The 10,933-nt window shown below is 52.1% G+C and carries 7 protein-coding genes; 3 read left to right on the forward strand and 4 right to left on the reverse strand.

Annotated features, from left to right (window positions below; genetic code table 11):
* The first annotated feature begins 1 nt into the window (after window position 1).
* Genes HRI97_RS04950 through lepA form a run of 3 tightly spaced genes read left to right on the forward strand, consistent with a single transcriptional unit; the run spans window position 2 to window position 5,657 of the window.
* Complete coding sequence (locus HRI97_RS04950; protein ID WP_253727042.1) at window positions 2–2,197, forward strand: tetratricopeptide repeat protein; 2,196 nt, start codon at window positions 2–4, stop codon at window positions 2,195–2,197.
* A gap of 7 nt (window positions 2,198–2,204) precedes the next feature.
* Window positions 2,205–3,830 carry a S1C family serine protease gene (locus tag HRI97_RS04955; RefSeq protein WP_253727044.1) on the forward strand — a complete coding sequence of 542 codons (1,626 nt, stop codon included), beginning with the start codon at window positions 2,205–2,207 and terminating at the stop codon, window positions 3,828–3,830.
* A gap of 24 nt (window positions 3,831–3,854) precedes the next feature.
* Window positions 3,855–5,657, forward strand: a complete 1,803-nt coding sequence (gene lepA, locus HRI97_RS04960) for a translation elongation factor 4 (protein ID WP_253727046.1) — start codon at window positions 3,855–3,857, stop codon at window positions 5,655–5,657.
* A gap of 49 nt (window positions 5,658–5,706) precedes the next feature.
* Here the strand turns inward: lepA and guaA are convergent, their stop codons facing one another.
* The 4 genes from guaA to HRI97_RS04980 all read right to left on the reverse strand — a co-directional run bounded on the left by guaA (window position 5,707) and on the right by HRI97_RS04980 (window position 10,933).
* Window positions 5,707–7,563, reverse strand: coding sequence for a glutamine-hydrolyzing GMP synthase (guaA, locus tag HRI97_RS04965; RefSeq protein ID WP_253727048.1), 1,857 nt, complete (start codon window positions 7,561–7,563; stop codon window positions 5,707–5,709).
* Window positions 7,564–7,804: 241 nt separating this feature from the next.
* Entirely contained in the window at window positions 7,805–9,259 is a 1,455-nt protein-coding gene (locus tag HRI97_RS04970) for an ATP-binding cassette domain-containing protein (protein WP_253727050.1), read from the reverse strand.
* On the reverse strand, window positions 9,256–10,065 hold the full coding sequence (locus tag HRI97_RS04975) for a hypothetical protein (RefSeq protein ID WP_253727052.1): 810 nt from the start codon (window positions 10,063–10,065) through the stop codon (window positions 9,256–9,258). The genes HRI97_RS04970 and HRI97_RS04975 overlap by 4 nt, the downstream gene beginning before the upstream one ends.
* Window positions 10,049–10,933, reverse strand: coding sequence for an ABC transporter permease subunit (locus tag HRI97_RS04980; RefSeq protein ID WP_180486438.1), 885 nt, complete (start codon window positions 10,931–10,933; stop codon window positions 10,049–10,051). Before HRI97_RS04980 ends, HRI97_RS04975 begins: the two co-directional genes overlap by 17 nt.

Genomic DNA, 10,933 nt, shown 5'->3' on the forward strand with positions numbered 1-10,933 from the left:
TATGAAAAAGACGGCGCTTGCCGCAGTATTTGTATCGATTGTTTTTATTAATTTTTCCGTATTCCTTTTTGCCGAGGATAAGGCGCTTGCCGCGGCGAACAGAAAAACCGCCGTAAGATTTTTAAAACTCGCCGAAGATTATTTTGCCGAGTCCGCATGGGATGCCTCTCTTGCTCAGGCGAAGATGGGACTCGCATACGATGATACTGTCGCCGACCTGTATTATATCGAAGCGGCCGCGCTCGAAAAGCTTAAACATCCACGTGCGGAAATTCTCCCGCTTGCAGAAAGGGCGCTTACCGAAGGAGTGTGGACGGGCTATAACCGCGACGGAGCTCGGCTTTTGTACGCGGATTTATTGTGCGATACGGGATCATATGAAAAAGCCGTCAGCGTACTCGACGAGCCTTCGTTTATCTTTTCCGCGGATGCCGAATATGTGAGAGTAAAAGCGTATTACCGCATGAAGAGTGCGGATACGATCGATAAAGCGCGGAACAAAGTGAACGGCGCGCGTAAAATCTATTCGAACGATATGCGTTTTCCGCTTTTGTTTTTCCGCTGCGAATACGCGATGCGGGGCGGCGACGTTCCGCTCATCGTTCAGTCGATAGCCGATTCGCTCATTGCCCGCATGGCGCGCTTGGATCACACCGATGCCGAGCTTGAAATCTATGCATGCCTCTTTGCATCGGGCGACGCGCAAAAGCGTATGCTCCAAGCCTTTGCGGCGGCAGGCAAGCGGCATCCGCTCTACGCACGAGCCGCTTTATCTGCGGGACTTATATCGCAGGAGGAAGCCCTTTCGTATTTTTTTAATTTCGCCGATAAAACGATTTCTCTCCGCGATCTTTCGGACTTTGCAAGTGTCCTCACCGAAGAAAACGCAAAGCGCATTTTCGCCGAACACATCGCATCTTACGGCGGCGTACTCACGGTCGACACGGACGGCGATTTGGAAACGAACCTCACCGTCCGCTATGAACGGGGGAGACCCGCATCGATTTCATACGACAAAAACAGCGACGGCGTCGACGAATGGAGCGCTCTGTGCGATTTCGGCGCTCCCGTGTCGCTTTCGATGCGGAACTGTAAAATCGAATACGGAAATTATCCGTCGGTTTTAAAAGTCGAGTTTGCCGATCAGGCTTTGCAAGATCATACATCGTCATTCGATTTTGCCGACGGCGCATTTTTGTGGTCGCCCTTTTCGATGGATGTCCTTCGCGAGTTCAAAGACGATTTCGGTACGGATTTTTTCGTTCCCGTCGTAAAAAACGATGCCGCACTGCCCGATACCGCATCTCTTTTGCTTGCCGCATCGAAGTATGAAGTGCCGTCGACCGAGCGGGAGGGGGCGAATATCGTATTCAACGTGCTCGACGGAAAAGTGCAGACGGCCGATTATTACGCGGGCGGCAAAGCGTATGCGAGAGCCGTTTTTGAAAACGGTTTTCCGAAAACGCGTTCCGTCGACCACGACGGTGACGGCGTCTTCGAAACCGTCGAAGTTTTCGGAAGCGATCCCGAAAACGCGATGCATCTTTCTTCTGAAGAGCGTCTTCGCGTTTCGAAAAACATACTCGGCTCTTCGAAAGACGAAGGCATCTATATCAAAGCGATTCAAATCGACAGAGACGGAGATGCGTCTGCGGATTTTATCGAAGAATATGCCGCCGACGGTGCGAAAACCGTTTCGTGGGATACCGACGGCGACGGTTTATGGGACGTGCGTTATGAGCGTTTGGGGCAAAAGGCGGGAGAAGCCTTAGTCGAAACGGCTTCGTTTTATCTCTTTCCCGAAAGACGCCTCGTCGTCGTTAAAAGCGAAAACGGAGTGCCGGTAAAAGTCGTTTCGGGAGGTATCGATTATAAGGTCCGAAAAGGAAAGCACGCTTCGCTATATTGGATAGGAGAAGCCGGAACGGCCGAAGACGAAGCGCGCGCCGCCTCCGTCCTTGCATCCGTTTCCGAAGAGGGAAAAGTGACGCCCGTTCAAGGTGCTTCGCGCCTTATGCTTGCAGTCCGTATCGGAGACGTGACGTACGCGGCCATTGTGCCTGATGTTTCGGAAGAAAGTGCGTCGTCCGAAGGGGATGGTGACGTTCCGAAAGCGGTTCAGACTTCTCAAACGGCGGACGAAACGGGAAAAGCGGAAGCCGTAAGCGAAGCGCAAAACGGAGAGGAAAGTAATTGAGGTGTTCATGTATATAATAAAATATATTTTTATCGCCGTCGCTCTGTCGTTTGCGCTTTCGTCGTGCAAATCGCTCGGCGAGCCGAAATCGATTTATGAGCGCGTGAACTACACGGAAAAAGACGTGTACGAAAACGAAAAAAAACGTATCGCCGACCTTGTTAAAACGGAGCCGGTAAACGCGCTCTGGCATGCCGAACTGCTCGGAGATGCCGATGCGATTTCTCTGTGCCGGACGGCGGTCGTTCAAAAATACGACGAAGCGATACAAGCAAAAGACTATCTGTCCGCTTTGAAATATTACCGCTCGCTTTCCGCAGTCGGCGCGGCATTCGTTTTGTCCGGAAGTTTGAGCGAAAGCGAATTGAGTGCATTGTGCGCGTCCGGCGTTCCCGGGCTTTCGGTCGATGAGAGCTGTCTTCCGAAGACGATCGCCGACTGCATCGATGCGACGGTGACGGTGTGGATCGACCGCGGCATATCGATCAAAGACGGGGCTGGATACGCTGACCGCGTTATCGGTTCGGGTTTTTTTATCTCCAAAAACGGCTATATCGTGACGAATCACCACGTCATCGAAGATACGGTAAATCCGAAAAACGAAAAGTATTCGCGCCTCTACATCAAGCTCGCTTCCGATCCCGATACGCGCATTCCCGCAAAAGTCGTCGGTTACGATGCGGTGCTCGACCTGGCGCTTTTGAAAGCGGAAGTGGACGCGCCCTTCGTTCTTGCCCTCGGTTCAAGCGCGGAATTGGGAATCGGCGACAGAGTGTCCGCGATCGGCACTCCGCTCGGACTCGGCGGCACGCTTACGCAGGGCATCGTGTCGAACGTCGAGCGAAAGCTCTTTACGACGGGAAGCGTTTTTCAAATAGATGCCGCGGTAAACTCGGGGAATTCCGGCGGTCCCCTCATCGACGCTCAAATGCGTGTGCAGGCGGTCGTGTTCGCGGGCATCGTGCAGTACCAGGGCTTGAACTTTGCGATTCCCGTCGAATATCTGCGGCAGGATTTGCCGATGCTTTTCCGCGGCGGAAAACGCGAACATCCGTGGATGTGCGCGTACGGGCACACGAAAAAGACGAACGACGGAAAACAAAATATCGGGCTTGAAGTGCAATATCTTATGCCCGGCGGCAGCATGTACCGTGCGGAATTCGCTGCAGGGGACGTCCTTACGTCTGCCGGCGGAAAAACGGTCGATTCGATCGAAGCGATGCAGGACATCCTCCGCTCTCATATCCCCGATACGATCGTAAAATGCAGTTACGTGCGCGGAGATGCTTCGGGTGAAAAATACGTCTATCTTGCGCCCCGTCCCGACAACCCGGGCTACGAAATATACAAAAGCGATTTGATTTCGGGTTCGTTCGTTCCGATTTTCGGCATGAAGCTCGCTTCTTCTTCGACCGTAAATCACCGCTCGTATACCGTCGTCGACGTGCTCAAAGGCGGCATCGCCGACGAATCGGGTTTTTCGGAAAACGATCCGGTGAGCGTTTCGCGCGTCGTATTTGCGGACGATAACGACGCCATGCACGTTTCGTTGTATACGCGCAGAAGGAAAAAAGGTTTTCTCGACATCGCGATGGGATTGACGGCTCCTCTCGACAGTCCTTATTATTTTTAATAATTAACAATTTCGGATACTGCTATGGATTTAAAGTACAAACGCAATTTTTGCATTACGGCTCATATCGACCACGGAAAGTCGACGCTTTCCGACCGCCTCATTCAAAAGGGAAAAATCATCGACGAGCGGAAGATGAAAGACCAGCTCCTCGATACGATGGATATCGAACGGGAGAGAGGCATTACGATAAAAAGCCAAGCGGTGACGATTCCGTATACGGCAAAAGACGGCGTCGATTACGAACTCAATTTCGTCGATACGCCCGGCCACGTCGATTTTTCCTATGAAGTGTCCCGCGCCATCGCTTCGTGCGAAGGCGCCCTGCTGTTGATCGATGCGACGCAGGGTGTCGAATCGCAGACGGTGAGCAATATGTATATGGCGGTCGAACACGATCTCGTGATCATTCCGGTTATCAATAAAATCGATTTGGCGTCGGCCGACGTCGAAGGAACGAAAGCGCAGATCACCAAAGAGCTCGGTCTCGACGGAGATGAAGCCGTCCTCGTGTCGGCAAAGACCGGCGTCGGAATCGATGAACTTATGGAAGCGATTGTCGCCCGCCTTCCGCCGCCCAAGGGATCGCCCGACGGAAAACTCTGCGCACTCATTTTCGACTGCAATTACAACGAATACCGCGGCGTCGTCGTACACGTGCGCATCATCGACGGAAGGGTAAAAAAAGACGACGTGATCCGCATGATGGCGGGTTCCGCCGATTACAAAGTCGAACAGGTCGGCATATTTAAAATCGATTTTGAAGAAACCGATTGCCTCGAAGCGGGCGACGTCGGCTATATCATCGCGGGGATAAAGACCGTAAGCGACGTGCGCGTCGGAGATACGATTACGAATGCGGCCGATCCGGTCGAAAAAGCGCTGCCCGGTTTTAAAGACGTAAAGCCCGTCGTCTACTCTTCCATCTATCCGATGGATTCGAACGAATACGAAGAGTTGAAAAACGCGCTCGAAAAATTAAAGCTCAACGATGCGAGTTTGATTTACGAAAAGGATAATTCGCTCGCGCTCGGAAACGGTTTCCGCTGCGGTTTTTTGGGGCTGCTGCATCTCGAAGTCGTACAGGAGCGGCTCGAACGCGATTACGATCAGTCGGTTATCTTTACCGCTCCTTCGGTTCGCTACAAACTCGTTTTGACCGACGGCAAAGAAACGTACATCGATAATCCCTCGGAGTATCCTTCAGGCCGCATCAGAGAAGCCGAAGAGCCGTACATCAAAGCGTCGATCATCACGCCTTCTCAGTACCTCGGCTCTCTCATGGAGCTGTGCAAACAAAAACGGGGCGAGCAGACGAATATGATGTATCTCGATGAAAAGAGAGTCGAGCTCGTTTACGAAATGCCGCTTGCCGAAGTGCTCTTCGATTTTTACGACAAACTCAAAAGCTACAGCCGCGGCTACGCTTCTTTCGATTACGAACTCATCGGCTACCGGCCGACAAAGCTCGTCAAAGTCGATTTTTTGGTAAACGGCAAACCCGTCGATGCGCTTTCCCAGCTGACCTTTGAAGGAAACGCAACCGAGCGCGCGCGGAGCGTATGCGAACGGCTCAAAGGCGAGATAAGCCGCGAACAATTTAAGATCGCGATCCAAGGCGCCATCGGCGGACAGATCATCGCGCGGGAAACGGTGAGTCCCGTCCGCAAAGACGTGCTTGCAAAGTGTTACGGCGGCGACATCACGCGGAAGCGTAAGCTTCTTGAAAAACAAAAAGAAGGAAAAAAGCGCATGAAGATGGTCGGAAACGTCGCGATTCCGCAGTCGGCCTTTCTCGCCGTTCTCAAAGAAGGTGAAGAAAAATAACAGTCGACAAGTGCATTCGGCAGCCATTGATGTCCGTAATATTTGCCGGTCATTCCCAGCCGAAGGTTGCAGGCGGCTTATTCGTCGCGTCGTAGTAGACCGCGTCGACAAAGGGGAGGGCGGCGATTTTTTGTACGATGCTCTCGAGTACATTCTGCGGCAAGTGTGCAAAGCGCGCGGTCATCACGTCTTCGCTGCATACGGGACGGAGCACGAAGCTTGCGCGGTCGGGCGAGGACGCATAGGGTAAGGCGATCGTCAAATGCTGGAACACTTTATCGTACCATCCCGATTCGTAAAGCATTTCGATCGCGATGGCGTCCGCTTCGCGAAGCCGGTCGAGCCGCCCTTTATCGCAATAACCTTTTTGCAGTGCAAGCTTTACGCCCGGCTTTCGGTAAAGGAGTATGAGCGTGCGGTTTATAAAAGAAGCCTTATTCGTGATGTAGGACGATGCCGCTTCGAGCGCATCCCAATCTTCGGGTGTGCGGTAAAAGCCTCCCGCAAGCGTTTCGAATGAAAGCACTGCCGGAAAGCGGTAGGTGCGGAAATCTCCCTGTACGCCGACCGAACGCACCGGAAGCGCATATCGATTCATTACGGTTTGTGAAAGCGGAATGCTCATCGCCTCTATTTCTTTTTCCGCGTTTTTAAAATCACTTTTGTCTTTTTCGCTCATCGTACCGTCCGAGCACAACACGTTGATCGAAAGGCCGGGGCCGGGGAAGGGATGGCGGCGGATGAGGGAAGAGGCGAGACCGAGCTTTTTTCCGATGTTCCGCACTTCGTCTTTGTAAAGATTTTTCAGCGGTTCGATTATCAAACCCTTTTCGATGAGCGATTGAATTCCTTCGACGCGGTTATGGTGCGTTTTGATGACGTTTGAATTTTTCGTCCCGCCCGATTCGATGATGTCGGGGTAAAGCGTCCCTTGAGCGAGCATCCACGATTCCCCGTCCAAGTGCCTTTCGGCGACAATGGCGTTTCGAACGGCGATAAAGGTTTCTCCGACCGCAACGCGTTTTTTTTGCGGATCCGTAAGGCCGCTCACGGCTTTCAAAAAACGTTCACTCGCGTCTTCGACGATAAAATTGGTAAAGCCCGCCGCACGGTAGTGTTCTGCGACGGCTTTGCTTTCGCCTTTACGCATAAAGCCGTTATCGATATGCAGTCCAAGCACGCGATCCTGTCCGAGCGCTTTATTTAAAAGCGCAAAGGTGACGCTGCTGTCGACGCCTCCGCTTAAAAAAAGCAGCACGTTTTTATCTTTCGCTTCGCGCCGTATGTCGCCGATGATCATTTCCAAAACCGCTTTTTCATCCCAATTTTTTTCCATGCCGCAAACCTGCGCAAAGTTTTCGAACACCTCGTTTCCGCACGGCGTGTCGGAAACTTCGCAGTGAAACTGCAGACTGAAGCGCTTTTTTGCAAGGTTTTGCAGCGCTGCGTATTTACAGTTTTCCGTGCTGCCCGTTCTCTCAAATCCGTCGGCGATCTTCGTCACTTCATCCTGATGGCTCATCCACACTTGCATAGGAGAAGCGATACCGGAAAAAAGCGGGGACGCGGTGTGTGGATCGATCGTAAGATGCGCTATACCGAATTCTCCCGCCTCTCCTTTTTCTACCGTACCGCCGTAATGCTGCGCTATAAGCTGGTGTCCGTAGCAGAGTCCCAAAATCGGGACGTCCGAATCCAAAATCGATTTGTTGAAAGCGGGGATATTTTCGTCGTACACCGAAGCGGGGCCTCCGCTTAAAACGATCCCCTTTGCGCCTTCGATTTCCGAAAGAGAAGCGGAGGGGAGGGCGATTTCGGAATAATAACCGAGCGCGCGGAACCGCTTTGCGATCAAGTGTGCGTATTGACTTCCGAAATCGAGAACGATGATTTTTGAGAGCGGCATAGTGTTTTTCCTGTCTATAAAAAATATTCGTTAAAATACGGCATTGCAAAAATATCGATTTTTCAAAAATGCGTCGACCGTTCGCTTATTATATCACAGTATCGCTTTTTTGTGCGCGCTCGCGCACACGCGGTTTTCATCATATCTTCCGTCCGACAATAAAAAAACGCCCCGCGGGAAGCGGGACGTTTCGAAACAAGTAGACGCGCCTGCAATTTTATGCGGGACGCATACGAGCCTTTTAATTTCCGGTAAACTTGCCGACCAGTTCGGGAAAATCGAAACTCTTTTCTACAAAGTAGCGGAGGTCGAAATCCTCGTGCGTAACGATTACCAAAATCGTCGCGTGGACGGCGAGGTATTCGGAAATCGCCTGCATGACTTTCAAGCGCGTTTCGAAATCGATGTGCGCGAAGGGTTCGTCGAGGAGGAGGATATCGGGTTTAGCGGTAAGCGCGCGCGCGATATCCATGCGCTTCATCTCTCCTGACGACAGCTGCTGCGGTCGCTCGTCGAGGTTTGCGCTCGTAAGGCCGACTTTTTCGAGGTTCTTTTCGAGCTCTTCGATCGTACCGCCTTCGCTCGCCGCGGAAATCTGTTTAAACGAATTTCGAATGCTCAAATCGGGGAAAAACGAAAAGCGCGAATCCTGCTGTACGACCGTCATGCGGCGGCGGAACGGTTTAAACGCTTTCGGATCTCTTCCCGTTTCTTTCGGCTTTAAGGCGATCAAATCGGAACCTTCCATGAGGATCTGTCCCTTGGTGCTGTCGAGCAGACGGAGGATCGCTTTGATCGTCGTAGACTTTCCGCAGCCGGAAGGGCCGGTGAGTCCGTACACGGTCGAGCGTTCGAATTTGAGATTCAAGCCCTTAAATGCGGTAAACGTGCGTTCTCCGAAGATACCGCGTTTAAAATACGTTTGCGATACGTTTTTCAATTCGATCGCGGTTCCCGACGCACCTTTTTTCGCTTCGGGCTTTTCGTAGCCTTCCATTTCGGGAAGCTCTTTCATCTGTTCGATAATGCCGTCTTTGAGCATAAACGCTTTATCGAGCGTCAGCCGTTTGATAAAGTCGAGATCGTGACTGACCATGAGGAAGGTTTTATCTTTCGGACCGAGTATTTCGTTGTTCAAAAACGTGACGAAATGCTTACGGAGATTGCGGTCGAGGTTTACGGTCGGCTCGTCCAACAGGATGAGATTTCCTTTTCGCGATAAGAGGATCATGAGCGTGATGCGCTGCATCTCACCGCCCGAAATTTCGTCGGGATAGAGACGCGCAAACGCTTCAAAATCGAGTGAAAAATATTTTGTGAGCCGCTCTACGATAACCGCCCGCTGTCCCGGAGCGAGCAGGGCGAGATTTTGATCGAGTGTCAGCGCGGGGTTCATAACCTGTGCGGTTTCCGCCGGTATGAACATGAGTCCCGACTGCGCGATCTGCGACCATTCGCCGAAGCCGAGTTTGTGATTGAAATATGCGGGGATGCCGTTTACTTTCATGCCCCCTTCAAACGTAAAGATCTTCGTAGAGAGAATACCGGCGACGGATTTCAAAAACACCGATTTACCGGTGCCCGTCGGTCCCATGATGACGGCCGAAGCGTGCTGTTCGAGCGAAAAACTGCAGTTTTTGAGGAGCACGCGCTCACCGAGACGGATCGAAAAATTATTAAGCGAAATGGGTGTCATGCTGCGTTTCCTCCCTCTTTTTCGTTCAGCACGATTAAAAAGGCGACGCTGATCGCGATAAGCAGGGCGGACGGAATCCAAAAGAGGATGGGATCTCCGCCTTCAAATAGCGCGTCGCGGTGAGCGGCGATTAAAGCGCCCGGACTCAAGTGAGCGGGGGTACCGTAACTGCCGAAGCCGAGCTGAATGATAAAACCGAACGAACAGTCGAGGACGAGCGTTTTCAGTAAAATGCCCGCCGCAACACGGCGAAACGTACTGCGCATCAAATCGGTCGTCATCAAAATGGCGAGGATGCGCATTTTCGGAAAACCGTATGAACGGAACGATAAACTGTATTTTCGGTTGTACAGATCGATGAGCGGGATCGCGATACTCCGAACCGCTTCCGGCAGCGTCGTCACCGTCGCCGCGAGCACGAATACGACGAGCGACATAACCGTGGACGCCGCGCTCGTGTGGCGTGCGAGGTAGCCGGATACCGGTGCATAGCAAAAGAGCGCTACGAGGATCGCCGGAATCGATTCCACCGCATTGAGGATATTTGCAAAGCCTCTGCCGACTTTCATCCACAAAACGCTTATGTAGCCGAGTATAAAACTTAAGAGCATCGCGAAAAGTAAAGTCGCCGCGAGCGTAATCGAAAGTTCTTTAAACGACGAAACGAGCGAAGCGAAATAACCGGAGTCGACGATTCTTTGGGGCACGAGGCCTGCAAAATAAGATGACGGAAGCCATGAAAGCACGAGAGGCGATATCAAAACGATGATGCACAGTATTTTGAGGATTTTAAATAGCTTTTTCATACCACCTCGGATAAATCAGGAATAGAATGGTTTTCACTAAAAACGCGACGACCGCGTTGACGCACAAGAGGATAAACACCGACGCTACAAGCAAATCGGTATTCGTCGCAAGGAGGGCGTCGAGCAGCGTACTGCCGAGTCCCGGAAATGAAAACACGATTTCCGCAATCGTCACCCCTCCGATGATCGCCGGCACTTTACCCGCAAGGTAAGGGATAAAGCGCGGGAGACTCGAAGAAAAAAGATAGCCCGAATATGTTTCAGGAAGCGGAAAAACCCGCCCCAAATTGCGGCCGAGCGTCGAAAATACGATCGCATGCGTCGAGTTGACCTGTCTGAGCATATCGGCTTTGAGGAAGTTCGTCGCATCCCACGAAAGCCCTCCGAGTACTACGGTGATAAACGCAATGATGATAAACGGAGCATCGCTTCCGAAGGCGTTGGCCAAAACCCAAAAGCCGACGAACAGCGGTACGGCGGCGAGGACCGACGTGATCAAACCCAAAAAACCGCTGAAGCGCTCGGCTCCTGCGTATTCGTGGTGTTCGGCCATGTACTGTCCCGTTACGGCGTAGGCTGAGGCGGCGAGTGCGATGACGGTCAAAATAAAGAGCGCGAGCAGCGTCAGCGGTAAGGTGACGGCTGCTCCCGATGCGATGATTTGACCCGAGCTGAAACCCGGATGCGCGATGGAAAAATCTTCCGACCCCGAAATAAGCAACAAAAACGATCGTGCCGCTTCGGCATAGCTTTCAGCCGGCGCACCGATTGAAAGCAGGTAAAATGCCGAAAGCACGAGTGTCCCTGCCACGGCAAATACGATGCCGTGGACAATGAATTCGCGGATTAAAAAGCGTAAAAAACGCAT

Source organism: Treponema socranskii subsp. buccale (assembly GCF_024181585.1).
GTDB classification, from domain to species: Bacteria; Spirochaetota; Spirochaetia; order Treponematales; family Treponemataceae; genus Treponema_D; species Treponema_D buccale.

What these genes read in the sequence shown, in the direction of transcription:
- HRI97_RS04950 (WP_253727042.1), top strand. Translation starts at nt 2, where the DNA reads ATGAAAAAGACGGCGCTTGCCGCAGTATTTGTATCGATTGTTTTTATT.
- HRI97_RS04955 (WP_253727044.1), top strand. Translation starts at nt 2,205, where the DNA reads ATGTATATAATAAAATATATTTTTATCGCCGTCGCTCTGTCGTTTGCG.
- lepA (WP_253727046.1), top strand. Translation starts at nt 3,855, where the DNA reads ATGGATTTAAAGTACAAACGCAATTTTTGCATTACGGCTCATATCGAC.
- guaA (WP_253727048.1), bottom strand. Translation starts at nt 7,563, where the DNA reads ATGCCGCTCTCAAAAATCATCGTTCTCGATTTCGGAAGTCAATACGCA.
- HRI97_RS04970 (WP_253727050.1), bottom strand. Translation starts at nt 9,259, where the DNA reads ATGACACCCATTTCGCTTAATAATTTTTCGATCCGTCTCGGTGAGCGC.
- HRI97_RS04975 (WP_253727052.1), bottom strand. Translation starts at nt 10,065, where the DNA reads ATGAAAAAGCTATTTAAAATCCTCAAAATACTGTGCATCATCGTTTTG.
- HRI97_RS04980 (WP_180486438.1), bottom strand. Translation starts at nt 10,933, where the DNA reads ATGCGTTTTTTACGCTTTTTAATCCGCGAATTCATTGTCCACGGCATC.